21 protein-coding genes are annotated in these 26,924 nt (G+C 63.2%); 4 read left to right on the forward strand and 17 right to left on the reverse strand.

Features of this window, described 5'->3' with window-relative positions; all coding sequences use genetic code 11:
• Positions 1-61: 61 nt before the first annotated feature.
• Genes atpF through atpD form a run of 8 tightly spaced genes read right to left on the reverse strand, consistent with a single transcriptional unit; the run spans position 62 to position 5,988 of the window.
• A complete protein-coding gene (atpF, locus tag GA615_RS20075; RefSeq protein WP_152053114.1) occupies positions 62-913 on the reverse strand; it encodes a F0F1 ATP synthase subunit B in 852 nt (283 codons plus the stop codon).
• A gap of 3 nt (positions 914-916) precedes the next feature.
• Positions 917-1,201: a F0F1 ATP synthase subunit C gene (locus tag GA615_RS20080; protein ID WP_152053115.1), complete on the reverse strand. Its 285-nt coding sequence runs from the start codon at positions 1,199-1,201 to the stop codon at positions 917-919.
• Positions 1,194-1,973 (reverse strand): F0F1 ATP synthase subunit A, encoded by a 780-nt coding sequence (locus GA615_RS20085; protein ID WP_152053185.1) that lies wholly within the window; start codon positions 1,971-1,973, stop codon positions 1,194-1,196. Before GA615_RS20085 ends, GA615_RS20080 begins: the two co-directional genes overlap by 8 nt.
• A gap of 21 nt (positions 1,974-1,994) precedes the next feature.
• The gene (locus GA615_RS20090; protein WP_201750258.1) at positions 1,995-2,297 is read right to left on the reverse strand and encodes an ATP synthase subunit I; all 303 of its coding nucleotides are present in this window, start codon (positions 2,295-2,297) and stop codon (positions 1,995-1,997) included.
• A complete protein-coding gene (locus GA615_RS20095; protein WP_152053117.1) occupies positions 2,294-3,793 on the reverse strand; it encodes a cation:proton antiporter in 1,500 nt (499 codons plus the stop codon). The genes GA615_RS20090 and GA615_RS20095 overlap by 4 nt, the downstream gene beginning before the upstream one ends.
• Positions 3,790-4,104 (reverse strand): AtpZ/AtpI family protein, encoded by a 315-nt coding sequence (locus GA615_RS20100; RefSeq protein ID WP_152053118.1) that lies wholly within the window; start codon positions 4,102-4,104, stop codon positions 3,790-3,792. Before GA615_RS20100 ends, GA615_RS20095 begins: the two co-directional genes overlap by 4 nt.
• The gene (locus tag GA615_RS20105) at positions 4,094-4,486 is read right to left on the reverse strand and encodes a F0F1 ATP synthase subunit epsilon (RefSeq protein WP_152053119.1); all 393 of its coding nucleotides are present in this window, start codon (positions 4,484-4,486) and stop codon (positions 4,094-4,096) included. The genes GA615_RS20100 and GA615_RS20105 overlap by 11 nt, the downstream gene beginning before the upstream one ends.
• Positions 4,483-5,988 (reverse strand): F0F1 ATP synthase subunit beta, encoded by a 1,506-nt coding sequence (gene atpD / locus GA615_RS20110; protein ID WP_152053120.1) that lies wholly within the window; start codon positions 5,986-5,988, stop codon positions 4,483-4,485. Before atpD ends, GA615_RS20105 begins: the two co-directional genes overlap by 4 nt.
• A 164-nt stretch (positions 5,989-6,152) precedes the next feature.
• Between atpD and GA615_RS20115 the strand changes: the two genes are divergently transcribed.
• Complete coding sequence (locus GA615_RS20115; RefSeq protein ID WP_152053121.1) at positions 6,153-6,698, forward strand: DUF1592 domain-containing protein; 546 nt, start codon at positions 6,153-6,155, stop codon at positions 6,696-6,698.
• Positions 6,699-6,830: 132 nt separating this feature from the next.
• Positions 6,831-8,603 (forward strand): DUF885 domain-containing protein, encoded by a 1,773-nt coding sequence (locus GA615_RS20120; protein ID WP_152053122.1) that lies wholly within the window; start codon positions 6,831-6,833, stop codon positions 8,601-8,603.
• 224 nt (positions 8,604-8,827) lie between these two features.
• Here the strand turns inward: GA615_RS20120 and GA615_RS20125 are convergent, their stop codons facing one another.
• The gene (locus tag GA615_RS20125; RefSeq protein ID WP_152053123.1) at positions 8,828-9,994 is read right to left on the reverse strand and encodes a hypothetical protein; all 1,167 of its coding nucleotides are present in this window, start codon (positions 9,992-9,994) and stop codon (positions 8,828-8,830) included.
• A 228-nt stretch (positions 9,995-10,222) separates the two neighbouring features.
• Positions 10,223-13,948: a WD40 repeat domain-containing serine/threonine protein kinase gene (locus GA615_RS20130; RefSeq protein WP_161602453.1), complete on the reverse strand. Its 3,726-nt coding sequence runs from the start codon at positions 13,946-13,948 to the stop codon at positions 10,223-10,225.
• A 257-nt stretch (positions 13,949-14,205) separates the two neighbouring features.
• On the opposite strand from GA615_RS20130, the gene thrS reads away from it, so the two are divergent.
• Positions 14,206-16,380, forward strand: a complete 2,175-nt coding sequence (gene thrS / locus GA615_RS20135) for a threonine--tRNA ligase (RefSeq protein ID WP_152053125.1) — start codon at positions 14,206-14,208, stop codon at positions 16,378-16,380.
• Positions 16,381-16,420: 40 nt separating this feature from the next.
• Here thrS and GA615_RS20140 read toward each other — a convergent pair whose 3' ends face one another.
• From GA615_RS20140 to plsX, 6 genes are all read right to left on the reverse strand, one after another.
• Positions 16,421-17,689: a polysaccharide pyruvyl transferase family protein gene (locus GA615_RS20140; RefSeq protein WP_152053126.1), complete on the reverse strand. Its 1,269-nt coding sequence runs from the start codon at positions 17,687-17,689 to the stop codon at positions 16,421-16,423.
• Between the two features lie 41 nt (positions 17,690-17,730).
• On the reverse strand, positions 17,731-18,978 hold the full coding sequence (gene fabF, locus GA615_RS20145; RefSeq protein WP_201750259.1) for a beta-ketoacyl-ACP synthase II: 1,248 nt from the start codon (positions 18,976-18,978) through the stop codon (positions 17,731-17,733).
• A gap of 97 nt (positions 18,979-19,075) precedes the next feature.
• Positions 19,076-19,309, reverse strand: coding sequence for an acyl carrier protein (gene acpP / locus GA615_RS20150; protein WP_152053128.1), 234 nt, complete (start codon positions 19,307-19,309; stop codon positions 19,076-19,078).
• A gap of 354 nt (positions 19,310-19,663) precedes the next feature.
• The gene (gene fabG, locus GA615_RS20155; protein WP_152053129.1) at positions 19,664-20,440 is read right to left on the reverse strand and encodes a 3-oxoacyl-[acyl-carrier-protein] reductase; all 777 of its coding nucleotides are present in this window, start codon (positions 20,438-20,440) and stop codon (positions 19,664-19,666) included.
• A 188-nt stretch (positions 20,441-20,628) separates the two neighbouring features.
• A complete protein-coding gene (gene fabD / locus GA615_RS20160) occupies positions 20,629-21,549 on the reverse strand; it encodes an ACP S-malonyltransferase (protein WP_152053186.1) in 921 nt (306 codons plus the stop codon).
• A 60-nt stretch (positions 21,550-21,609) separates the two neighbouring features.
• Positions 21,610-22,671 carry a phosphate acyltransferase PlsX gene (plsX, locus tag GA615_RS20165; protein WP_152053130.1) on the reverse strand — a complete coding sequence of 354 codons (1,062 nt, stop codon included), beginning with the start codon at positions 22,669-22,671 and terminating at the stop codon, positions 21,610-21,612.
• Positions 22,672-23,190: 519 nt separating this feature from the next.
• On the opposite strand from plsX, the gene dps reads away from it, so the two are divergent.
• Positions 23,191-23,697 carry a DNA starvation/stationary phase protection protein Dps gene (gene dps, locus GA615_RS20170; protein WP_152053131.1) on the forward strand — a complete coding sequence of 169 codons (507 nt, stop codon included), beginning with the start codon at positions 23,191-23,193 and terminating at the stop codon, positions 23,695-23,697.
• A gap of 144 nt (positions 23,698-23,841) precedes the next feature.
• Here the strand turns inward: dps and GA615_RS20175 are convergent, their stop codons facing one another.
• The gene (locus tag GA615_RS20175; protein WP_152053132.1) at positions 23,842-26,847 is read right to left on the reverse strand and encodes a hypothetical protein; all 3,006 of its coding nucleotides are present in this window, start codon (positions 26,845-26,847) and stop codon (positions 23,842-23,844) included.
• Positions 26,848-26,924: the final 77 nt, after the last annotated feature.

The raw sequence follows: 26,924 nt of genomic DNA on the forward strand, positions 1-26,924 counted from the left end.
TGAGATTCTCGATCGTGCAGGTTTCTCGATCGCTCAGACTCCTCCCGACTTCTCGACGCTCTCAATGTGCCTCCGAGTCGGAGATCTCATGACGGATCGCACTCGACAGTTCTTCCAGCAATTCATTGAGATAGTCGAAGATGTCCCAGGCCAATTTTCGACCATCGGCATTCAACTCAAACCCGCAGATAAGGCTCGGATCGGTCTCAAATCGCAAATCGAACTCACCTCCGAGGTCATTACGGAGACGTTCGGAAATTGAGGCTCGCTGGTGATCAGGGAATTCGAAGGCACTTCGAAGAATCGGTCTGTGGTTCGGGTTCCGGAGCGACTCCCGAAGTCCGTCTCGATGACCTCGATCCAGCATTTCCAGCTGTCTGAAAAACGTCTTCAGAACCTGCTGTTCCAGATCGGCATCCGCCAGGTCAACAAGCGCTCGCCTGGCTATCGAGCAGGTACCTTCCGCTGCTCGCCGCCGGAGTTCTGCGAGAAACGCCTCCTGATCCTGTCGGAGTGCGTTGCGCCATTGCAATCGCATCTGTTCGACTTCGTCGCGAGCCTCGTCGATCAATTCCTCACGACGCCGACCGGCCTTCTTTTTGGCCTCGTCCAGAATTTCGTCTCCACGCTCGTTAAGCTCCCGAAGTCGTTGCCGGTAATGGTCTGCCTCATCCTTGGCCTCCTGCTGGCGCTGCTCCGCCTCATCCCACCGCGAGGCGATCTGCTCCTGACGCCGCTCCATTGCCTTGATGATTCGTCCATAGAGAAAGTGCCGGAGGAGGAACACCAGGATGAGAAAGTTGACGATCTGAGCAACGACGGTGAACCAGTGAACGAGTTCACCGTTCGATCCCGACGGCGCCGCATCGCGACCGGAAGCCTGGGCGAGAACCCAGAGGCACTCGATCAGCACGGATCACCCCCCCCCGCCCGTCTGTTGCGTGAAGTAATCCCAAAACGGGTTTGCGAAAATCAGAATCATCGACACAACAAAACAGTAAATCGCGGTTGATTCAATCATTGCGAGCCCCACAAAGAGGGTTCGAGTGATCGTATTACTTTCATCCGGCTGCTGAGCGAGCGCCGAGAGAGCCGATGCCACGGCTCGGCCCTCACCGAGCGCGGGGCCGATCGCCCCCAGTCCGATTGTCAATCCTGCCGTAAAGATCGAGATCATCCCGATCAATCCAAGATTATCCATGGTCCTTCAATCCTTCATGTCCCTGGGAGAGTTTCTGGTCATGCCCTTGCTTCTCATTCTGAACAATTAAGCGATACTCCTGGACCTCCTCCTCCCGGACTCTGCTCGCAGAGGCAATATAGACCATCGCCAGCACCGCGAAGATGTAGGCCTGGATCACTCCAGTCAAGAGCCCGAGCACGTGCATGAGGACCGGAAAGATGAGCGGGGCCACGGCCATCAGGATTGCCACGATTTTGGTGCCGCTCATGACGTTTCCAAACAATCGCACAGCGAGCGCAAGCGTCCGAGACAGTTCACCGATCAGCGTAAACGGTAGCATCAACGGCGTCGGCCGGACAAAGTTTTTGAGATATCCCAATATGCCATCGTTGGCGATACTGTAAATCGGAACGGCGAAGAAGACACAAATCGCCAGGGCGGCGGTCGTTGAAAGAGAAGCCGTGGGTGCGACATAAACAAACCCGGGAACGATATTCAGCAGGTTCGAAACCAAGATGAAGAGAAACAGTGTGCCGATGAACGGCAAATATCGCTCCGGCCTTTGCTGAGTGATCTCGGCAATCTCACCCCGAATGCCATCGACAATCACTTCTAGGAGATTCTGCCATCGAGAGATCTTCGGCCCTGTCGAAAGGCTTCGCGTCACCAGCCACGAACAAAAGACCAGAACGATCATCACCACCCAGGTATATACCAGGGTGGCATTGACTGTTACAAATCGCCACTGCCAGAAGACAACCTCATCCGGGCTAATCTGCTTGAGATCCATCAGGTCCACGATCCATTCTCCTCATCCCATTCGAGCCGGAACCCGATCAGGCCCCCAACGACGGATCATGACAGTCCGCACAGCAAGCAGGCCGACGAGACAGGCTGCAAGTCGTTCCCAGTGCCCGCCCATCACTACGAAGATCAACGGGAGACAGATCCCCAGTCTTCCGACAAAGCTGCCCAGCAGCAGTAACCCAGGCCGTCGGCTCGTCGGGAGTCGCCTTACCGTGAGCCAGAGGCCGCCGAACGCGATAGCGCCGATCAAGCCTCCGGCGGTGAAGGCGAGGATCAGGGGGACAACTGTCTCAGGATCGAGGATCACGAAAAGTCTCCTTGCACTTTCGGCCTGAGCCATTGCCTCAGGAGTGGACGGAGCGAGAGGGGGGCGATCAGGCAGGTCCCCAGTACGACAAGGACCATTGCCGAGAAAACCTCCGGTGGCACAACGTCGGAGCCCATCGCCCGCCCGCGCTCCACGATGACCATGGCGATCTCGGCGCGGGGCACCATACCAATCCCCAGCAGCAGCGAAGTCCTCCAGTCGGTTGACAACAGGGCCGGGACAGCGGTGCCGGCGACCTTCCCCACCACAGCAGCCACCAGCAGGAACGTCCCAGGGCCGAGTGCCGACAAGAGCGCAGAGGGATCAATACTCAGACCGATACCGATAAAAAAGAACGGACTGAACAGGTCGTAGAGCGAGCTGAACGATGCATCGATCTGCACCATCTCCGGGTCCCGACTGAAGACCAGGCCGGCAAAGAAAGCGCCGATCGCGATCGAGAAGCCCATGAACCCCGCGAGGGCTGCGATGACGAATCCCACCCCAACCACCAGTAGCATCGGGTCTGGCATCGGCTCGAGTTGGCGGAACCATCGGGTCATGCGTTCCTCGAGTCTCCTGGTGAATACGTAGCAGAATCCCAGGAACAAGGCGAAGAGGAAGGCGAACCGGCCCAGCGTCTTCAATAAGGTGGCAATGGGGAAGCCATCCCTCGGGCCAGCAGGCAAGAGGTTGAACAACGCGACCATCGCAACCCCGAAGAGGGCCGCGAGCGCAGCAACCCCGATCGCCACGGCTGCAATCCGCAACATCGGCTCTGGCAATCGCTCGTCAGTCCTGAACCACCTCCCCATCGGTCGCCGAAGCTCCCGAAAAATCAAGGAGCCGAAGAGCAAGATCGCCGCCGCGAGAAACACGGGGAAGACCAGCGTGTCGAGGTGCATCGACTCCTGGCTCACCTCTGCCGGAGGGGCCGACCCGGTCATGGCCGGGAGGAGCGCAAAGAGCACGGCCATCAGGAGTACGCCAGAGACGTCGTCGAGTTCGGCCACGTCAATCAGCCACTGTCCAGTCGATGTGTCGAGTGCGCCGGCCTCCTGCCAGACCGCAACCGAAACACCCACGCTCGTCGCCGTAAGCGCGGTGGCGATCACCAGGCTGGCGATCGTCCCCAGATCGAGCAACCAGTAAGCCGTGACGAAACCAAGCAGACCACTGATGCCGACATTGCCGATCCAGGTGCGGGCGGCGGGCCCGATCTGGCTGATCAGCCCCGGCAGGTTACTCTCCAGACCGACCCGAAAAAGAAGGGCAATCAGTCCCAGATCGGCGAGAAGACGAAACGTGGTGTATCCAGACTCGGAGAGAAGCTCCCAGCGGGCATCGCAGAGTCTCAGGAGGAATCCCAGAACGATCGAGCCGATTAGCGCCGGCACCCCAAGCCGCCGCAATCCCGACTTGCTCAGGATCGACAGGACGATCGCCACTCCGACGAGCAGCACCAGCCAGACCATCTCACCGGACGCCTCACTCATATGCGGCTCTCCCGCTTCACCCAGAACCAGGCGTTGAGGCAACCCACGATAATACCGATTCCCAGGCCGGTCAGGGTCCAGGAGATCGTGTCGGATCGTCTGGTGTCAAGCAACACACCGATTGCCACACCGACCAGCGTCGGAATCGCCACCGACCAGCCCACCAGCCCGAACATTCCCAGCCCATACCAGAGGCTATAAGATTTGCCCTCACGGGCACGAGCTTTGCGCTCCGCCTTGCGACGGACGATGTCCTCAAGTGGCTCAGGCTGCTTCTGAAGATCTTGCGAGGCTCGATGGTCAGGATCCACTGTGCTCGAGCTCCATGAAGCGTCGAACAAGGCCGGCCTCAAGACGAGCCGACGCCGACCGGGCGTGGCGTTCTCGATCGTCGACCAGCTCGTACTGTTCTCGAACCGTCCGCTTCAAATCCTCCAGACCAGGTCCAATCACTGCGTTTCGGGTCGAGAGCAGCACCTCATCACCGCACTTGACCAGCACCCCTTGGTCAATTGCCATGAACCGCTCACCCTCCTCCTCCGATGCGAACGAGAGGATGCCCGGAACAAGTGCCGCGACAAAATCGACATGCTTCGGCAACAGTGTAAACGCCCCATTCGCCGCCTCTGCTTTGACCTTGGTCACCTTCTCGTTGATCAGGACTCGCTCAGGAAGCAGCACGCGGAGGATCATGATGCGTTGTCCTCCGAACCCTGCTCGTTGATCGTCGTCTCTGCGACCTGCTCCTGACTCTGCGTCTCATTTTGGGCGTTACCGTTCTGGTCCCTCGTCCTGGCTTGCTGTTTCGTCTTCGCCTGATCAATCGTGCCGATCATGTAGAGGTCAGCCTCAGAAAAATCGGCAAATTCATCATTGAGAATGCGTTCGCAGCCGTCCAGGGTCTCATCGGCATCCACGATTTGTCCCTCAATCCCGGTGAACTGTTCGGTCACGACGAACGGTTGGGTCAGGAACCGCTCAAGGCGCCGGGCACGTTCCACGGTCCGTCGATCCTCTCGTGAGAGTTCCTCCAAGCCCAACATCGAGATGATGTCTTTCAGGTCCTCGTAGGTCGCCAGCGTGCGACGCACCTCCTGCGCGATTTCGAAATGACGCCGTCCAATGATGTGAGGCACAAGCATTTTTGATTCCGACTTGAGCGGGTCGATCGCCGGGTAAAATCCCTGGCTCGCTCGCTGTCGAGACAAAACAATCGAGGCCGACAGGTGATGGAATGTATGGACCGCGGACGGGTCTGTAAAATCGTCGGCTGGCACGTAGACCGCCTGGATGGAAGTGATCGCCCCGGCCTCCGTATTGCTGATCCGCTCTTCCAGTTCGGCCAGTTCCGATCCGAGCGTCGGCTGATAGCCGAGCCTCGAAGGCAATCGACCGAGTAGTCCCGAAACCTCCGATCCCGACTGGATGAACCGAAAGATGTTGTCGATCAAGAGCAGAACGTCTTGCCTGCGGTCGTCCCGGAAATACTCGGCCATCGTCAGCGCCGCGTGGCCCACCCGAAACCGGGCGCCCGGAGGTTCGTTCATCTGTCCGTAGACGAGCACCGTGTTGTCCAGAACTCCAGCGTCCCGAACCTCATCGTACATATCCACCGCTTCCCGGATCCGCTCACCGATTCCGCAGAAGAGGCTGATTCCTTCATGCTGACCAATCATGTTATGAATCATTTCCATGATCAGCACGGTCTTGCCGACCCCGGCCCCACCAAACAGCCCGGCCTTGCCGCCGCGTTCGAGTGGGGAGAGGAGGTCGATTGCCTTGATCCCGGTGCGAAACACTTCGGTCTTCGTCACGCGACGAACCAGAGGAAGCGGCTCCTGGTGAATCGACCGCCATTCCCCCCCCTCAATTGGCTCCAAACCGTCAATCGTCTCACCGAACACATTGAAGATGCGACCCAGTAACCGTTCTCCGACTGGAACTCGTAACGGCTGACCTGTGTCCTCGATAGCTGATCCCCTCGCCAACCCCTGAGTACTTGTGAGGGCAATCCCTCGGATCGTCTGTTCATCAAGATGATCCAGAACCTCGATCACGATCTCTCGGTCTTCTCCGGTGCGAAGTGCGTGATACACCGCCGGAATCCCGTTCGGAAAAACGGCATCCACAACACTTTCTCGAACCCGGGTGACGGTTCCGATCCGTGGCCCTCTCTTCACCTCACGCTGATCCATGAGCCTTGGCCCGCTTCCATTGCCCGTCCGGTTGATTTCCCAACCTCCGCCACGTGACGGATACTCCAGAGAATACTGTCCGACTTTGCCGGGATCGAGTCGAGCCCTCACTCCAGAACAAACGCGACGCAATACGGAAGATCGCTCCCTGCCCGACCGAAACGTTGCTCCAGTCTCCTCGCTTCATCGACCGGATCGAAACCCAACGCGGCGACGGCTCGATGCAGCCGGTGACGGGCCACGAACTCGCCTCCCGCCTCAGTAACATTCTCTGGGGGGGACCGTCCGATCGGGAACTCTTGCAGCCCGCCGATGCGGGTGAACTCTCCGAACGCCCCCGCATCGCCACTCAGGTTCAGCGCATGCTCCGCAACCTTCGCGGAGTTGACCGGGGCGAGCGGTTCATTCACGCTTGGCTTTACCTTGATCAGCGAAAAAGCCTCCGTCCCGATCCCAAACGCTTCCCCAACTGGAACGAACAGCTTGCCAGCGACATGAAGGCCGAAACGCTCGCCATCTTCCGAGACGTTGCCTGGGAACGCAATCGCCCCTCTGGGAACTGCTCAATGCGCAGGTCACGTTCGCCACTCCCCGCCTGGCTGCCCACTACGTTATTGACGACCGTGCCGACCGCGAGCACCAGGCAGTTGACGCCATTCGCGTCTGACGCAACGATGCTCGACAAGGCTTCCGGCGAGGTCGTGCAATAAGCCGACCTCGCTCGGCGTCCGCCTCGTGATGATCTCGCGAGAGCATCGCCAGACGCGGCACGCCCCCGCCCGAGTTCCCGGGCGGATCGACCTGATCCGATCCCCCGCTCGCTCATGAGGAGTGCCTCGACGATGACCGTGTGCCTCACCTGGATTGTCCTCGGAGCCCTGGCCGTTGCACCTGCTCCTGCTCAGGCACAGGAGCACGCTGACGCCGCCTTGGAATCACTGTTCCAGGACTATCTCGACGCCTGGTTCGCCGATGAACCGCTCATGGCAACCCGCCTGGGCGATCATCGCTTCGACGATCGGCTCGAAGACCTGTCGGCCGAGTCCAGGGCCGGATGGGTCGAGCGTGACCGTCGGTTCCTCGCCGAATTGCCCGAGCGTGTCGATTACGACGCCCTCAGCCGCGACGGTCAGATCGACTACGAGATCTTCCGCCATCACCTGGAATACACCCTCTGGCTGTCCGAACACTTCAAGCCCTTCGAGAACGACCCGAGGACCTACGTCGGCTACACCACCGAGGGGGTTTACCTGCTGCTCACGCAGTCCACCCTTCCGGCAGCCGAGAACCTGTCCAACGCCATCGAGCGGATCAAGGCTGTCCCTCGGATCGTCGAGACGGCCAAGGCCACCCTCTCCGATGCGCCTCGGGTCAAGGTCGAGACGGCCATCCTTCAGACTCAGGGAGCCATTGCCTTCTACACCGACGACGTCTTTCTGTTCGCCAACCGTCCCCGAGACGAGGGAGTCCTGGCCGAAGTCGCCGCCGAGGCCGCCGAGGCGTTGCAAGACTATCTCGATTTCCTCACCAATGAGCTCTTGCCGAAGGCCGGCGACGACTGGCGGATCGGCCCCGACCTGTTTGCCGAAAAGGTGGCTCGGGAGCTGAATTCCGGGCTGACCGCCGCCGAGGTCCTGGCTGAGGCCACGGCCGAAGCCGAGCGGGTCGAGCAAGAGATGGCCGTCATCGCCCGACAACTTTGGTGGGAGATGTTCCCGAACACCCCCGTACCTCCGGACGACCCGGAAGGGCGTCGAACGCTGATCCGAAAGGTTCTTGATCAGATCGGCCGGGAACACGGCTCTCCCGACACGCTCGTCTCCGACGCGAAAGCCACCGTCGCTTCCATCAAAACGTTCATCAACGATCGCAACATTCTTCAACTTCCGGAACCGGATCGTTGCGAAATCATCGAGATGCCTGAATTTATGCGAGGCAACTCGGTCGCCTATCTTAACCCCGCCCCTCCGCTCGACCCCGAGAGCCGTAGCGAATACGCCATCAGCCCGCCGCCAAGCGACTGGGACGAGGAGCGCGTCGCAAGCTTCCTCCGGGAGTACAACGCCCGGATGCTCCAGATCCTCACGATCCACGAAGCCTACCCGGGCCACTACGTCCAGCTCGAATACTCGAACCGCTGCCCGTCGTTGATCCGTCGAGTCCTTTCCTCGGGCACCTTCGCGGAAGGCTGGGCCGTGTACACCGAACGGATGATGCTTGACGAGGGCTTCGGACTTGGCGACCCGAAGCTGCGCATGCAACAACTCAAATTTTATTTACGAGCCGTCGTCAATGCGATCCTCGACCACGAGATGCACGCCCACTCCATGACCGACGAGCAGGCCATGAGCTTGCTCATGGACCGTGCCTTCCAGACCGAAGGGGAAGCCGCCGGCAAGGTCATCCGATCCAAGCAGTCGTCGGCGCAGCTCTCCACCTACTTTGTCGGTCGTGTCGCCTTTCACCGCCTCCGCCAGGCCATTCAGCGCGAGCAGGGAGACGCCTTCGACCTCGCTCGCTTTCACGAGGCCACCCTCTCCCACGGCACCTTGCCGGTTAAGTATCTCCCGGAACTGGTCCGCCGATCGCTTGAAATGGGGGCGGTTGCCGAGTGAGCCGTGACCTGTACAGCCCAAATCCAAAAATTAGATCACACTTTCACAAGCTCAATAAACGACATGAACCAAACGAACTTCTGAGCGTTTTTCGATTAAGAATTCCATAATTCAGCACGCCCTGCTCGGGCCAATAGACCCGAGCAGGGCGTGCGTATTGCCGTTGACCGTCATCACCGATCCAAGACGCGATCGTCGGCGCGGATTGTCCCGAATCCAAAGAATCAGGCTGCGCGGAGCCAGTCCCGGATTCGGCCCAGCTCGCCGTTCCAGGAAGAGTCGAGACGACGGCGGACATAGCAGCCGTAAAGCAAGTCGAGCGACTCGGTCAGGTGCCGAAGCAGGTCGATCCGGCCGTCGATCGCCTCACGACCGGAGACGCCGTCCTCCTTGGGCAAGGCGGCGCCGGAGACGGCCATCGTTTCGGCCTGGATCGTCAGTTCGTAGGTCGCCCCCTGGCGTTCGAGCAAGAGACCGGCCTTGCGGGGCAGCTTGCCCGATTGCAAAGCGCGAAGGGCCTCGGGCATCCGGGTCGGACCTTCGTACGAGAGGCTATCGCGGCCCGTCTCGCCTCGGGGGCAGTCGAGTTGCAGGGTCTTGGAGATCATGACCGAGCATTCCGAGCCGTCGGCCAAGGTCAGCACGTCCCCTTCGTTCTGGAGCGTGTGCCAGAGCCAGAGGAGGAACTCGTTACCCCAGTAGTCTCGGCTCGTCGGGTCGGCCTCGGCCCAGGCGATCGAGGAATAGAGCGCCGAGTCGCCATCGCCGAACAGGGCAAGCGGGGCAGAGTCATAAAGCGCGTCGCCGTGGCCCATCTCGGCGGCGATCGACGCGGCCAGCACCCCGGCGGTCACCGGTTCGAGTGTTCGGTCAAACGTCTCGCGGAACAAGGGGAGCAGGCGGTCGAGCACGGCGTTGGACGTGGCACCGGCATACAACGTGTTGGTCCGGGCGTCCCAGAGAATCGGGTGCATCTTCCGGCGCCGGTAGCGGCCGTCGGCGGCCTCGGCCTCGGCTCGGACCTTGGCGGCTTCCTTGGCCTCCTCCCGCTGAGCCTTAGTGGGTCGGCCGCTGGCATTCTGGGCGGCACGAGCATCCAGCTCAATCTGAGTGTAGGCCTTCAGCAGGTCGCCGGGAATCTTGTCGGCGTCGATCCTCATGCCCAGGTGCAGGGCATCGTTAATCGAATTCTTGCCCAGCTCGAAGGTCATGTCGAGCACATGGTTTCCGCCCGACCAGCCGAAATGCACCCCGTCAGTTGGGTCGGCCTCGCCGTGTCGGCCGATGGCGTGGTTCGCCGCCTTTTCCAGGAATTCCTCGTCGAACGGCAAGGGTGACTCGCCGCTGACCCGGAACCGCACATAGCTGACGCGCCCGTTCAGGAAGCCCATGGGTCGGCGCTCCTCCGAGAGACCAGGCCCCCGAGGCGACCATCGCCGAGCGGGGACAAAAGACCATCCTGTCGCCGAACCATCATCGGCCGCGCCGACCGATCCTCCGAACCAAGCCGGGCGATCGTGAGACGCCGAAGGGCCGCTCGTACCGATCGACCTTGCTTTGGCCAACAGGGCAATCTCTGCGGCCTGCGAAGCTGTTTCCGGGACCGCAGGTCGCGGTCCTCAGGGTTCGACCCCGATACCCATCCCGTCCCACGACGCTTCCAGGCGGTCGAGTTGCCAAAGGCGCAGAGCGTGCTCCCCTTCGACCGCGACGGCCAGCGATCGGCCGTCGGGAGCGAAGTCGAGGTCCCGAATCCCCCCACTTGCCAGGCCGAGAGTGGCCACATGCCGGAGCCTCGGGGCGTCGATCCGCCAGAGCCGAACGGCCCGATCAAACCCTCCCGAGGCCAGGGATCGGCCATCCGGAGCGATCGCTAGACACGTGACACCTCCAGGATGAGCGTCCTCGACCGCCCGGAACGGAACCCCGTCGGGAAGCGGAATCGTCATGAGCGACCCGCCTGAGGTTCCTGAGACAACCAGGCCGCCCTCCGGCCGAAGCGCCAGGGCCAGGATGGGACCATTTGCGTGGTCCCATTGCCGAATCAGGACCAGCTCACCCGCTTCGAGCCGAAGCAGGCGGGTCAGGCCGTCACGTCCCCCGGCCACAATCCAGGGCTCGGCCTGGGTCAGACTGGGAAGCCGGAGCATTCCCCGGACAATCTCCGCCCCCCGATCGCGCCAACCAACCAGCATTTCGTGGCGATCCAGATCCCAGCACCCAATCTCCGTCTGATCATCGAACAGTGCCCAGATCCGCCGGCCGTCTGCAGAATACTCCAACGTCGAAGGCAGCCTCAGGCTGATTCGCTCCGGAGGCTTCTCCGTGCCGATCTCCCAGAGAAAGACACCGGCCCCTGCCCCACAGAATGCCACGGAATCTCCTTCTGGAGCCACGGCCATTCCCAGGGGTCCGCCATCCTTCGCACCTTCGGTCGGGAGATCAATCCCGGCAAGCCGCTCCGATCCCTTGAGACTCCACAAATCGACCCTCACCAGATCGTCCGATCGGCCGAGCCGAGCCAGGGCCTGGCCACCCGGAACGAAGCCCAGGGCCTCGACCTCCGTTTCATCGAGGCCAACCGCCTCATACGCCGGGTGATGCGTCAATTCCACCCGAGTCGCCCTGCCCTTGCCGGTCGCGACCATCCAGTCCCCGTCCGGAGCGAAGGCCACGTCGATCAGGCTGTATCCGGTTCCCTCGGCCTCGTGGATGGAACCGACCATCTGCCCCGTATTGGCGTCCCAGAACTTGATCCGCCGATCGTCATCGTGTGAGCTGGCACTGACCAGCAGCGAGCCGGACGGGTGGAAGTTCAACCCGCTGAGCCCGTGGCGATGAGCGGCCGACACCAGCTCCGGGTCGGTCAGACGACGAACCACCTTCAAGCGATCACTCGAAACCAGGGTGATTGCTTCGAATCCTCCGGCGGCAATCATCCGGCCATCCGGGCTCCAGGCCAGCCGATTGGTCCCGACCTCCGGCCCTTGCTCGACCGACTCCAGCGTCTCCGGGTTGTGCCGATGTAACCGACTTCCCACCACACTCGCCAGGGCCCCCGATCGACCAATCGCCAGCGTTCGCACCGGCCCATCGCCGTGGAACTCGGCCACCGGAGCCTCGGGAGCACGTCGGGGAGCATCAAGGTCCCAGCGACGAAGCACCCCGTCGTCTCCGCAGGTGACGATCGACGGAGCGTCCCCTCCGGACGCAAAGGCCAATCCAAGCACATCCCCCTCGTGAGCCGACCAGACCTGTCGGTAAGGATCGTCCTGGTCAAGGTCCCAGGCATGCACCCGACCACTTCGCGTTCCGACGGCCAGCCAACGCCCCTCGGCATCGAAGGTCATCTTCCGAACTCCGTCTTGCCCCCCGTCACGAATCTGATCTTTCAACGACGCCGGAAAGGAGAACCGGCGACGGATCATCCCGCTCGGCCAATCGACCAGCACCACAGAGCAGACCAGGAACCCCTGCGCCTTGAACTCCCCCAGCGCGAGGGTTTGCCCATCAGGAGCGAAGGCGAGGCAGCTTGGATTCAGGCCGGGCAACAGGTCGTCGGCGGCTTTGAAATCGAACGTGGCAAGGCGTCCGGCGGCGATGCTCCGGAGCAAGGCGGCCCCCTCCTCGTCTCCTTGCGGACGAAGCTCGGCGGCCTCGGCCAGTTCGACGCTTGCCTGCCAGGTCCATCCGGGCCTGGGGGTTGCCGACCGCTGGCGGAGGCGGTCGAACAGGGCGTAATACCGTTGCAATCGCTCGGCCTCGCGCGCTGCCTGAGCGTCTCGATCGGCCTCTCGGGCCGCGGCCAGCGCCACCCCCCGATCAAGCCTCGCCTGCTGACGATCCAGCAAGACCTGCGCGATGAACCCCAGACTTCCCAGCGCCACGACCAGGGCCGCCAGGATCCCGGCCACCCAGTTCTGATGCCGTCTTGACCAACGACCGAGGCGGATCCCCCACGGATCACGACGGGCCGAGACCGGCTCATCGGCCAGCCAGCGTTCCAGGTCATCGGCCAGGGCACGGGCCGTCGGGTAGCGGTCCGACGGCTCGAAGGCCATCGCCTTTGCACAGATCGCGTCCAAAGACGGGTCGATCGACCGATCTCGGGACCGAGGCGAAACCACATCGCCCGCCTTCACCCGCTCCAGGATCTCCTTCGGCTCCGTCCCCTCGATGGGAGGATACCCGGTCAAGAGGGTGGAAAGCGTTGCTCCCAGACTATACACATCACTCGCCGGCCCGATCCGATCGGGATCACCGATCGCCTGTTCCGGAGCCATGAAGTGGGGCGTGCCTACGGCCACGCCGGGCACGGTCTGTTCGGTCGACCCCGACCCTCCTCCAAACAAGGCACTGGGCGGAGGACCGATGGCGACAGTGGCGTCGATCCCGGTCGATTCCGATGCGACAACCCGCGCCTCGCCCTCCTCCACCCCGAGGTCGTCGAGCGCCCGGGCCAGGCCCCAGTCAACCACGAGGGTCTCTCCGTGCGGCCCGAGCAAGATATTCGAAGGTTTCAGGTCACGATGGATCACCCCCCGACTGTGCGCGTAATCCACGGCATCGCACACCGCCAGAAATCGGACAATCAACTTTCGCAGGCGCAAGGCCCGGTTTCTCGGAGACCGGGGCCGCCCCTCGCTCCGGTGAAACCGCTCGATCGCATCACGGAGCGACTCGCCCCGAACAAACCGCATCGTGTAGTAAGGACGGCCATCCTCATGCCGCCCCAGCGCGTAGACCGGCACGATCCCCGGATGCTCCAGATTGCCCGTGATCCTCGCCTCAAGCAGAAATCGGGTCCGACTGGACAGGTCATCGGCGTATTGAGCCTGAATTTCCTTCAACGCCACGTCCCGATCCAGTTCCGTATCGTACGCGACATGGACCTCTCCCAGCCCTCCCCTGGCATGCAACCGAATAACCCGAAACCGGCCATCGCCAAGAGCCTTTGCCGAACGCTCCTCCTTGCGGATGCCCAAGCCTCCCGGAATCACGGTACCGTCCGGGTCAAGAGTCGCAGGCTCTAAATCAATCACATACGAACATGGATCGCCTTGATCCGTTCCCGAGGCTTCTTCGCTGGTCACGGTCGAGAGTGCTCGGAGACTCTGCCTCGGATCGTTCCCATGTTGCGAAAGATGCAAACGCATCAATTGCTCAACCGCGGCTTTTTTCTGCGCATCGAGCGAACCGAGGTCGTCAAGCACCTCGGCAATAAACCGGGAACGGTCGGTCGCCCACTGCTTGAGCGCCGCGTCCAGCTCTGAGATTGAGATCAAGCCCGACCGCGCGGCAAGCGTAGCGAACAGAAGCGATCGGTCATCATCGGCGATCGACATGGATGAGCCGGGGTCCGGGACTGCCGCTCGCGGAGGAGCGATCGACCGATCTTGAAGACTCGGACACGCCAGCGAACCGCAACCGCGCCCTGCAGACAATTTCCGTCGCTGGACGCCACGCGATTCTCGATGATAGTCTATCATCCCAGAACAGATGATTCGAGTTGACGAAGCCGATCCTGGCCGGCGTTGTGGGTCGGAGGGGGCGGCCTCGTCGCCTCAAGGGCCGGTCTCATCAAGGCCGGACACAAACTCCGATGGTTCAGATTCAATTGCCGGATGGTTCCGTTAAGGACTTTTCCGAAGGCGTCCGTCCCCGAGAAGTCGCGGCTTCGATCGGTAAACGGCTGGCCGACGCCGCCATTGCCGCCGTCGCCAACGGTACGATCGTTGACCTCGATCGCCCGCTGGAGGTCACGACCGAGGGACCAGTCTCCTTCCGGGTCTTGACTCCGAAAGATCCCGAAGCGCTCGACGTTCTGCGCCACTCGACGGCGCACGTGATGGCCCGCGCCATTCTCCGCATCTTCCCCGGGGCCCGGCTCGCCTTCGGCCCGACAACCACGAACGGCTTCTACTACGACATCGACCTGCCCGATTCCCGGACCATCTCCGAGGACGACTTCGAGGCCATCGAAGCCGAGATGCGGACGATCATCCAGCAGGCCGAGCCCTTCGAGCGCTTCACCCTGCCCGTTCCCGATGCCCGGCAATTCTGCGAAGACCTCGGCCAGCAGTTGAAGGTCGAGCACATCGATCAGGAATTGCACTCCTACGGCACCCTCTCCTTCTACCGCCAGGGAGAGTTCGTTGACCTCTGCCGGGGGCCTCATATCCCCCACGCGGGCAAGGTCGGAGCCTTCAAGCTCCTGTCGATCGCCGCGGCCTACTGGAAGGGCCGAACCGATGGCCCAATGCTTCAGCGCCTTTACGGCACCGCCTTCTTCGACCGCAAGGATCTGGAGGCGTACCTCACCCAGATCGAGGAGGCCAAGAAGCGCGACCACCGCAAGCTCGGTAAGGAACTCGGCCTGTTCACCCTTTCCGAGAAGGTCGGCTCGGGCCTGATCCTCTGGATGCCCAAGGGGTCGATCGTCCGCGGCATCCTCGAACAGTTCTTAAAAGACGAACTGCTTAAGCGAGGATATGAGCCGGTCTACACCCCTCATATCGGCAAGGTCGAACTCTACAAGACGAGCGGCCATTACCCGTACTACCGCGACTCGCAGTTCCCCACGCTCAAGATGCTGAGCGACCCGGCGATGGCCCTCGTCGCCGGGCTTGAGCGAAATGAGCTGGACGACGAAACCCAGAAGATTCTCCTGGCCGAAGCCCGCATCGACGACACCCCCTACTGGAAGCTCGACGCCGCGGGCCGTATCGGCTACGTCATGGAACATGGCGTGAGCGAAGAATATCTGCTCAAGCCGATGAACTGTCCTCATCACATCCAGATTTATGCCGCCCAACCACGGAGCTATCGCGATCTCCCCGTGCGGTTCGCCGAGTTCGGCACCGTCTATCGCTACGAGCAATCGGGCCAGCTCGCCGGTCTGACCCGCGTCCGAGGGTTTACCCAGGACGACGCCCACCTGTTCTGCACCCCCGATCAGGTCCGTGGTGAGTTCCGCGAGACGATGGAGCTGACCCAGTTCATTCTCGGTAGCCTCGGACTGAATGATTACCGCGTCCGGCTCTCCAAGAGCGACCGCAACGACCCGAAGTTTCAGGGAGCCGATTTCGACGTCTGGGAACGAGCCGAGGCCGACATCCGCGCCGTGCTCGATGAGATGGGCCTCGCTTATGAGGAAGCCGAAGGCGAAGCCGCCTTCTACGGCCCGAAGGCCGACTTCGTCGTCCGAGACTGCCTAGGCCGCCAGTGGCAGCTCGGCACCGTGCAGCTTGACTACGTCTTGCCCGAGCGCTTCGAGCTGGAATACACCGGGGCCGACAACAAACCGCACCGGCCGGTCATGATCCATCGCGCCCCGTTTGGCTCGATGGAGCGGTTCATGGGCATCCTCATCGAGCACTTCGCCGGAGCCTTCCCGCTCTGGCTCGCTCCGGAACAGGTCCGCGTCTTGCCCATCTCGGACAAGGTCGCCGACTACGCCCAGGAGGTCCTCAACGAGCTGAAGACCGCCGGCCTCCGTGCCGCGATCGACCGCCGACCCGAGAAGATCGGCGCCAAGATCCGCGACGCCCAGCTCGAAAAGATTCCCGTTATGCTCGTCGTCGGTGCCAAGGAAGCCGAGGCCCGCCTCGTCGCCTACCGCGACCGGATCGACGGCGACCAGGGAACCCTTCCCCTCGCCGACGCCATCGCCCGCCTCCGCGCCGAATCCGACGCCCGTACCATCCGCCAGACCGTCACCCCCTCGGCTCCTGAGCCCGTCACCCCCGAGAGCGAGGGGGAAAAGCACGCCTATTAAACCGTGCTGGACCACTTCGACCTCAAGGCCCGAGAGACGATCACGCCTGCGAAATCGCCTCTCGGGCCGTTGCAACGCCCAGGCGGAATCGTTCTGCGGCCGAGTCAATCGCTTTGGAACGGCGGGCCTCGGCGGCGTCGGGATCGGTGTGAAGGGTGAGTAACCGAGCGGCAACCTCCGCGCCGGTGACGTCCTCAACATCCATCATCCAATCACCAAGGCCGAGGTCGGGGTACATCTGCCCCTTCCAGGTGTCGGTCGGCTGGCGGACGTAGAGGGCCGGGGTGCCGCCGGCCAGGGCGATGATCGGCGAGTGACACTCGTGGCTCACCACCGCCGCGGCCTGGCGATAGACGGACGCAGCCTCATCGGTCAGCCAGTAGCGGTCGAGCGGGACGGTCTTGGCCTTCACATCGTCGGGCAAGGGGTCGAAGACAAGTGGCCGGATGATCTCGACCTGATAGGTCATCTCCGGGACGATCAGGGCCTTGCCTCCGGTCTCGCGGACCCAGGCGATCAGCGCCTCGCGGAGCTTTGCATGGTCCTGCTCGGCGAACTGCTCGTTGATGGCCAAGCGCTCGGCGATTTGCGCCTCGGGAACCGATCCCGGCCGCATTTCCCAGTACGGCGTGTACCGGAGCCGGGGAACGAAGCAGGCGAAGCGGCCCGGCTCAAGCCCATGCTCGGTCCTCAGCCGGTCGGCCGACTCCTCGTCACGCAGGTCGAGGGCAAAGGTTGCGTCGGGCACGAATCGCACGTTCGGCCCGTCGATCCCGGCTTCCTTCACCAGCGCCAGCGATCGCGTCTCTCTCGTGAAGACGAACGAAGCGGCCGCAAGGAGGTCTCGCGTTGCGTCGCTGATCGCGCTGATCGTCACGCCGAACAGGCCGAAGGGCTTGTCGGTGGCCGCTCGCCACTGACGGATCGACGAGGCGCCGACGATCGATGGTCCGGAGCCGTGCAGCAAGAGATCGGCCGAGGCGATCGCCTCGTCGACCGTCGGGTCATCGGCCCGAGGCTCGCCCACCTGCTGCTCCCGAATCAACCGCAGGCTCGGGAAGCGGGCGCGGAGCATCGGCTCGACCCCCCGGTCGAGCGGGCGGCTCGGCCAGAGGATGACCTCGGCCTCGGGCCAGTGCTGCTCCAGCACGGCAATCAGGCCCGGCGTATGGGCGATATCGCCGATATTCTCGGTCTGCCAGCCGGAGCGGAGCAGGACCGTCGGCACATCAAGACGCCCCGGCCTGGCGGCGGCGGCCAGGGCCGGGGCGATCAGCGCACTCAGGGCTTCGCGACGGGTGCAGCTCATGCCGTGGCTCCCGATCGAGCCGGAGGGTCGGCCAGACGAACTCAGGGGCGGCCGATCAGGAGGCTCGCATTGTGGCCGCCGAAGCCAAAGCTGTTCGACATCACCCGATCGACGCGCACCTCTCGGGCGGTGTGCGGAATGTAGTCGAGGTCGCAGCCTTCACCGGGTTCGTCCAGGTTGATCGTCGGCGGCAAGACGCCTCGGTGGATCGCCAGCGCCGACGCCACCAGTTCCACGCCTCCCGAAGCCCCCAGCAAGTGCCCAAGGTGGCTCTTGGTGCTGGAAACCATCAGGCCGTTCTTCGCATGGTCGCCGAAGATCGTCTTCATGGCCTTCGTCTCGGCCAGGTCTCCCAGGCCAGTACTCGTGCCGTGGGCATTGATATAGCCGACGCTCGACGGGTCGCATTTCGCGTCGTTGAGGCACATCCGCATGGCTCGGGCGGCTCCTCGGCCTTCCTCGTCCGGAGCGGTGATGTGCGAACCGTCGGCCGACATGCCGTAGCCGAGGACCTCGGCATAAAGGCGAGCCCCTCGGGCTCGGGCCACTTCCTCGGCCTCAATGATCAGCACACCGGCCCCTTCGGCCAGCACGAAGCCGTCGCGATCCTTGTCAAACGGGCGACTCGCGTGCTGCGGGTCATCATTGCGGGTCGAGAGGGCCCGCATCGAGGCAAACCCGCCGAGCCCCATGTGAGTAATGGCCGCCTCGCTCCCACCGGTGACCATCAGGTCAGCCCAACCGGCCTGAATCGCCTTGAAGGCATCGCCGATCGCGTTGGCGGCACTGGCGCAAGCGGTTGCCATGGCGGAGGTCGGGCCTTTCAGACCGTACTTGATCGAAATCTGCCCGCTGGCTGCGTTGACCATCAGCTTGGGGATGGTAAACGCACTGATCTGCCTCGGGCCCTTCTCGATCAGGTTGCGGTGCTGTTCCTCGAACTCGTTCAGCCCTCCGATACCCGACCCGATATACACGCCACAACGTTCGTGGGGGATGGGAGGAGCGTTGATGAAATCGAGCCCGGCATCCTGAACCGCCGATTCGGCGGCGACCAGTGCGAACTGGGCAAAGCGATCGAGCCGACGGGCCTCCTTGTGCCCGAAGCGGGCATCGGGATCCCAGTCGCGCACCTGCCCTCCGAAATGGACCTTGAACGGCGTGGTATCAAAGAGCGTCAGCGGGCCAACCCCGCTCCGTCCTTCGAGCAACCCGGCCCAGAAGTCCTTGAGGGTTTCGCCCAGACCGGTGACGACACCCATGCCCGTAATAAAAACGCGACGCGACATGACGATCGATCTCGGTTCGGCCCGGCGTGGCCTCGGCGGGGAGAACCCCGCCGGGTGACTCGCTTGCAGCCTTGCAATGGGCGAGAAGCGGTTGCGGTTACTTACTATGTTCCTGGATGTAATCCACCGCCTGGCCGACGGTCTGGATCTTCTCGGCTTCCTCGTCCGGGATTTGGATATCGAACTCTTCTTCGAATTCCATCACCAGTTCGACGGTGTCCAGCGAGTCGGCGCCCAGGTCCTTGATGAACTCGGTCTCGCGAGTGATCTGGTCCTTGGCGACGCCCATCTGCTCGCTGACGATCTCCACGACACGTTCTTCGATCGACACGGGCGGACCTCCTTGGTCACGGGGGCAACGGCCGGCCCCCGCCCGTCCGTGGACGATCGGCAGCGGCCCGGATGCCGGCGGGTCAGATTACGGGATGAGTGCGTTGCAAATGCGGATGGTGGGGTGAACCGGCCCAATCGTGGCAGGCATCCTCATGCGTGCCTCGATCGTCAGTCCTTGTCCGAAAGGGCCTCCGTCCACCGAGCGGAGGCTCATGGCCGGCCGACATTCGGGTCGATCAAGACCCCGAGGGCAACACCTTATCAGCGCGCCCCCGGATTGTCCAGACTGCCTACGCCATGACCGACCCGCTCGCGTCCGCTTCGGATCGGCCTCGATTGCTCAATACTCCCCTCAAGCGGTCATTCCGCCATCGACGGCAATAACCTGCCCGGTCAGGTAGCGTGCTCCGGGACCGGAAAGATAACAGACCAGATCGGCAATATCGTCAACCTGGCCGAACTTTTTCATCGGAACATGATCTTTGACCACGTCTTTCACCTTGTCGGGCAAGACATCGGTCATGTCCGTCTCGATAAAGCCAGGGGCCACCGCATTGACGGTGATGTTCCTCGTCGCCAGCTCCCGGGCGACCGTTCGGGTAAACCCGATCAGCCCTGCCTTGCTGGCCGAATAATTCGCCTGGCCCGGATTGCCCATCAACCCAGCCACGCTGGAGATGTTGACGATCCGCCCATAGCGCTGGCGCATCATCACCGCTCCCACGGCCCGAGTGAAGTAAAACGCCCCGAACAGGTTCGTTTCCAGCACGTCTCGGAAGGCCTCGTCCTCCATCCGGAGCATGAGGCCGTCCTTCGTGATCCCGGCGTTATTGACCAGGACGTGAACCTTCTCGAATTTCGCTTCGACCTCGCTCACAATCCGGCTCACGTCCTCGGAGCTGGCCACGCTGCCCGCGAAGGCCTCGGCCGTGCCACCGGCCGACCGGATTGCCTCGATCGTGCCGGCAAGCCCGTCGACCGATCGCGCCACGGCCGCGACCGTCGCTCCGCAAGCGGCCAGCCGCTCCGCGATCGCGCGGCCAATCCCGCGCGAGGCACCCGTCACCAGGGCCACCTGACCCGTCAAATCGACAGTACAACCGGAATGCGGAATCGCGTCGGCGGGCATGATGCTGAAGATCCTTCACGCGGCAATAAGTCCGTCGGGGGCCCGAACCGATCGCTCGGGCAATTCGAGCGGTTATATCCCCCCCGATCGCGGCCGATCAAGGCCAATCCGGGACGTCGGGTCCGGTCTCGACGGTTCAGGAGCGTCTCCGCAAACCGTTTGCAGGACGGACCAATCGCCCTATCACATCACCGGGCCGGAACGCTCGTGCAGGGCACTTTGCGGTTGATGCGCTTCAACAGACCGGTCAAGACCCGGCCCGGCCCGATCTCGTAGAAGGTATCGAAGCCATCGTCGAGCATCCGACGCATCGAGGCCTCCCACAAGACCCCTCGCGTGACCTGCGTGGCCAGCGTTCCTCGGATGGCATCCAGATCCTCGCCATGCGGTTCGGCCGTCACGTTCGAATAGACTGGAATCCTGGGCGGTTTCAGATCCGCCGAGGCCAATACCTCGGCCAGTTGCTCGTCGGCCGGCTTCATCAAGTCGGTGTGAAAGGCTCCGGCAACAGCCAGGGGGATGACCTTCATCGCGCCCAGTTCGGTGGCGATCGGCTCGACGTGCGTCAGGGCTTCCTTCGACCCCGAGACGACGATGTTCCCCGGGCAAAGCATGTTTGCCTTCCAGATCGTTCCGCCGCCAGTCGTCGCCACGCGGGCGATCAGCTCATCGACCTTGGCTTCATCCAGGCCGAGCACGCTCGTCATACCGCTCGGCGAGGCGTTCGAGGCGGCCTGCATCGCCTCTCCTCGGCGTCGAACCGTTCGCAAGCCGGCCTCGAAGTCGAGCGCTCCGGCAAACACGAGCGCCGTATACTCTCCCAGGCTCAGGCCCGCCGCTCCGACGGCCGAGGCGACCAAATCCGGCTCCCTCGCCTTCAGATCCTCCAGGGCCGCCAGGCTCGACACAAAGATCGCCGGCTGGCTGACATCGGTCGCTTCCAGCGCCTCGGCCGGCCCTTCAAAGCAGAGCTTCGACAGCGGGATGCCGAGGATCGCATCGGCCCGATCGAACAGTTCCCGAGCTGCCGGGACCTCCTCGTACAGTTCCTTGCCCATGCCGACCGCCTGGGCACCTTGACCGGGGAACAGAAACGCAACCTTCATCAGAACATTCATCCATGTTCGGGGTATCGATCAATCCAAGGCGTTCGAGCCGATCATTCGCGCTTACTGGGCCGCTTCTCCTTCGGCCTTCGGCGGCGTGACCTCCTCGATCTTCGGCGCGGCTTCCAGCTCTCGGATGATCTGGTCGTTCACCTGATCGGTGGCCAGGGTCGAGGCCACCCGCAGGGCGTTCTTGATGGCTCGGGCGTCGCTCGAACCGTGGCAGATGATGCAAGAGCCCCGGATGCCGAGCAGCGGGCCGCCGCCATACTCGTGATACTCGTAGCGCCGTTTCAGGCCCCGAAGCGAGGCGATGATCTTTCCACCGGCCTCCTCAGGAATCTCGGGCAACAACCGGGCGATCTCCTGCTTCAGCTCGGCAAAGAGGAACTCGACCGCCCCCTCGCCCGCCTTGAGCAGGACGTTCCCGACGAACCCTTCGCACACAACCACGCGGGCGTCCCCTTCGTAGATGTCTCGCCCTTCGATATTGCCGTGGAAGCGATTCGCCATCTGACTGGCGCGGAAGAGGGCGGCGGTGGCTCGGGTCAGCTCGGTTCCCTTCGTCTCCTCGCTGCCGACGTTGAGCAGACCGATATGAGGCTTATCCACGCCAAGGATCTGCTCGGCATAGACGGCCCCCATGACACCGTATTGATACAGGTCTTCGGGCCGAGCGTTCATGTTCGCTCCCACGTCGACGATGACCACCGGCCCGTGGTGCGACGGGAATATCGCGGCGATCCCCGGTCGTCGGACGCCGGGCAAGAACATCTTGGCGTTGAACAGGGCCGAGGCGACCATCGCGCCGGTGCTCCCGGCCGAGACGATCCCGCCCACCTCTCCAGCAGCCATCAAGGCCCAGCTCTTGGAGATCGAATTGTCTCGCTTCTTGCGCAGGGCCTCGACCGGCTTTTCGTCCATGCCGATCACTTCCGAGGCATGAACAATCGGCAGGCGGTCGCGGGGAGCGTCGGGGTAGTGGGCCAGTTCCGCCGCCACCCGAGCCTCGTCGCCAACCAGGACCACGGTCAGGCCCGGCTCTCCCCGAACCGCCTCGACCGCTCCCTCAACGATCGGCCCGGGGGCCAGATCCCCCCCCATCGCATCCAGCACGATCCGCATCGGTGATCCACTCCAGCAAGGAAGCGACGTGACACGCTCCCGATCCGTCGGAAAAAATGCCCCGGCCGAAGCGATCGGCCCATTCACCCCATCCAGGCCTGTGGCTCCGCATCCGATCCGGACTCGTCCGGCTGTCCGGCTCGACGAGACCGGTCTCGCAATCCTCGACCGGGTCAGCCCAGCAACACGGGTCGAAACCGCTCCAGATGAGGTCGTCGAGGCATCGCAAAGAGCGACATCGTAGGACATCGGACGCAGCCATGTCAAGCACCGCCGCATTGCCCTAAGCCAAGACAATTTCAGCGGATCGGCCCGACTCCCCGGCAGCAATCTCGTTCGAATTCTCCCGGCCTGGCCACCCCTTTCGTCACTGGCATGTCACTTGCACAATCCTGTTCCGGTGTGCGAGCGTTCCAGGTGAAGAACCCCAGACCCAGACCACTCCGAACGACTCGCGCCCTCCTCTTGAATTCTGAGTACTCCGCCCTGTGCCACGATCCTTGGAAGGACATCACCATCATGGCGACCGGTCAAACCCATCGCATGTTCCGGACCCGTGTTGACTTGCCCACCGATCAACGCGAGAAGCTGGTCGAACTGCTCAACCAGCACGTCGCCGATTCGATGGACCTCTACACCCAGGTCAAACACGCCCACTGGAATGTCAAGGGGCGCAACTTCTACTCCATCCACGAGCTGACCGACACCTTCGCCGCCGAGTTGCTTCCGTTCGTCGATGAGATCGCCGAGCGCGCGACCGCCCTCGGCGGGTTCGTCACCGGCACACTCCGCATGGCGGCCGAATCGACCAGCCTGCCGGAATACCCGACCGACCTGGTCGATGCCCTCGACCACGTTCAGGCCCTCGTCGAGCGCATCGGGGCCTACGCCAATAGCGTCCGGTCTGCCATTGATCAGGCCGAGGACCTCGGCGACAAGGACACCGCCGACCTGTTCACCGAGATCAGCCGGCTGGTCGACAAGCGGCTCTGGTTCTTCGAGGCCCATCTGCAGGGCAACGAGTAACCGCCAACGCAACGAGCCGAGCCTGACGACACGGGGTCGGCCGCGTGTCCTGCGACATCGTCAGAGACAAGCAAGGCGTCGGAACGCCGAGCGTTCCGACGCCTGTTTTCGTTTCGAGTCAAACGCCTGGTCAGCCTGCATCAATCAGGGTTGATCGTCTCGTCTCCCCGCCCCTCCACCGATCACGTCGCGGAGCAAGCCGCGCCCCACGTCTCGGAGCAGGTCCTCCGCCGGAGGAGCGACCGGCGGCGGGTTGGCGGGACCTTGCTGGTCCTGGCCGCCTCGATCCTCCTCATCACCGAGCATGCGAAGCAACTGACCGGCTCCCGCGGCCGCCCCTCGACCGATCAGGCGGCCTCCTTGCTGGCGAAGCCCGATCCGGAACGCCTCCTGGTCCAGTTTCGGCTGGCCGAGTGTCCCTCCGATCGGCACGCCGACGCGAGTTCCGCCCAGCACATCGTTCAACACCTGCTGACCGCCGAGCATGCGTTCGCTCAACGGGACTCCCACCCGCACCGCGAGGGTCTGGTCGAGTCCGACCGACCCCTCAAACTGCAATGCCACCCCCTCGGCGGCCACAATCTCCAGGCCGCTCTGATGCACCCGCCCCTCGGAAATGGCCACGTCCACCACCTGGTTGATCGTCAGGTTCGGGACGTCCTGTGCCGCCAGACCGGACAGCCCAAGGATGCGCTGCATCATCGGACCGGGGCCGTAGGTCACCTCCTCGAAGGCGACGCGCGAGGCCAATTCAACCTCCGCCCCCCCCTCCTCCGGCGATGGCCCGGCCAGCGGCACCCGCAACTGGTTCACCCGAACCGAGAGCCTGCCGTTGACCTGCGTCGCCTCGCGAAGCACCGGGGCAATGTAGGCAAGCACCTGTCGAGACACCTCGTCGGTAATCTCCACCTTGTCGATCCCTGACCCTTCGGCAATCGTCAAGATCGCCGAACCGTCCTCTCCCAGTTCGACCGCCGGCGTCACAACGAGTTGACCGCCGTTGAGGGTCGTGGCGATCGGGTCAATCAGGATCTCTCCCCGATCGCAGCGGACCACCAGTGGCGCCGGGCCCACCTGCAAGCCAAAGATCGCCGCCTCGGTCAAATCGACACCCAACTCTGCATCGATTCCGCTGAGAATTTCCTTCGTCGAGCCGACCGAAAGTGGGCCGTTCAGGCGGAACGGCCGGGGCGTCCCGACGAGTCGGGCTTTGGGCTCGGTCGCTTCCGCCACCTGAAGGCTAATGGCATCCCAATCCGGCTCAAACGCCCCGGTCAGCGACGCCACCCGAGCCGACGATACCGCATCGATCCGTCCCGACGCCCGCACCGTCCCCATCGCGTGTTCGACGAGCAGTTCGGCCAGATCGAGCCGATCGTCCGACGCTCGGTAAACCGCGTCGAAAGCGAGTGACGGCGAATTGCCCACCGGTGCCCCACCTTCGACCGCAACCTCCTCAGCCATCGCCAACCGGCCTCGGACGGCCAGCGCCTCCTCGATCGGCGACACATCCACCACCGCGTCGATCCCTTCGGTCTTCGCGGCGACATGCACCCGGTTCCAGCCGCTCGGCACGCCGGGAGGAGCCGCCGAACCTTGCACGATCAGGTCCAACCGGGCGGCATCCCGAACGATCGGCTCCTCGGTCAAGCCGGCGACCTGAAGCGCCTGGCCCTCCACCGCCAGCCGAGCCGTGAAGGAACTGCCCGCCTCATCGCGTCGATAATCACCGCCGAACCGCCCCGATCCCCCCAGCATCACCTCTCCCAGATCGACCCACTGGCGGAGTTGAGCATCGAGTGCGTTCAGGTCGATCGAGCCGCCAAACGTCACCCCCTCGTCCAGATCCCCCTGCCCTTCGGCATTCAGGAAGCGAGAGGCAACCGCAACCGTCTCAACCGCGACCGTCGTGCCTGTCCCCTGGAGCAACCGGGCCGACAGGGTGATCGGCTCCTCCATCGCCACGACCCGCGCCCCTTCCCGAGCCGACAGCCCGGCAATGCGGGCCGTCACCTCGGCCGGAGAGGCGCCATCCTCCCGAGCCGGCTCGAGGATCGCCACCACATCGACCGCCCCTTGTTCCAGAGTCAAGCCGTCTCGCAAGGCGAGCGTGTTCGGCAGTTGCTTCGCCAATGCGGCCAGATCAACCCGGCCAACCCATTTCGATGCCCCGTCCGGCCCGTCCGGAGCGAGTCCGACAGTGGCCACCGGCGCGGTCAGGTCAAGCTGTCGAATGGCCACCCCTGCGGTCGCCAGATCGAGATCCCAGGCCGCCTCGATCCGGTCGAACTCTGGCTGATCCCCCTTCAAGGTCGGACCTCCGACCGCAAGCTGGGTCAAGATCGCATCCCCGGTCAGGTGCAGATCCTCCCCGAGCATCCGGACTCCGACCTCTCCGCCGAAGATCCCTTCGGCCACCACGCCCGCCTGCTCGACGGCCAGCGGCCAGCGCGAGCCGGCGATGGACACCACCGCCTCGGCTGCCTCGGGATTCCGAGCGTCATAGTGACCCGTGACCTCCAGGGTCCTCGCGTCGGGATTACTCAGCGCGATCTCCCAGTTCAACGGGGCCGGCAGGCAATTCAACGTCATGTCGAGCCGTTCGGCCGTCACCGGCTCGGCCAGCTCAGGGCTGGTCAACAGCAAGGTTCCGTCGTCAATCGCCAGGGTAAAGCGCGTGGGAGGCCCCTGGTCGTCATCCGGCGTGTCGTCCTCATCGTCGCCACCAGCCAGAATCGGGCCGAGCGCCTCGGCCAGGTCGATCGACCCATCGGCCCGGCGCTCGATATCGACCGAGGCTCCATGCAAGGTCAACGTGCCGAAGTCCGGTTGCATCGTGACCAGTTGCCAGAGCGATCGGTTCAGTGTCGCCGTCGGGCTGCTGACCACCGCCTTGCCGTTCCCATCTCGAAGCACCACCCCCGTGAGCCGCACGGGTTCGCTCCACGAAACGGAGAGCCCCTCCAGCTCAATCACGGTCGGAGCGTACATCACGTTGACCTGCGCAATGATCGCTCGCCTCACCATCGGCGTCCCGACCAACCACGGCAGACCAGCAATTCCACAGATGAGGAGAATCAAGCCGACGACCGCGATCCCTCGCAGACGTCTCCTCCAACGGGGGCGGGGGCTCTCGGGCGAATGTGACACGGATCAAGCTCCTTGAAGATCGAGCCCCTTCCGAGGCGGAACGGTCGGAGATCGGTCAAAGCCCACCGCAGCAATCA

The sequence above is a fragment of the Tautonia marina genome, from assembly GCF_009177065.1.
In the GTDB taxonomy this organism is placed as follows: domain Bacteria; phylum Planctomycetota; class Planctomycetia; order Isosphaerales; family Isosphaeraceae; genus Tautonia; species Tautonia marina.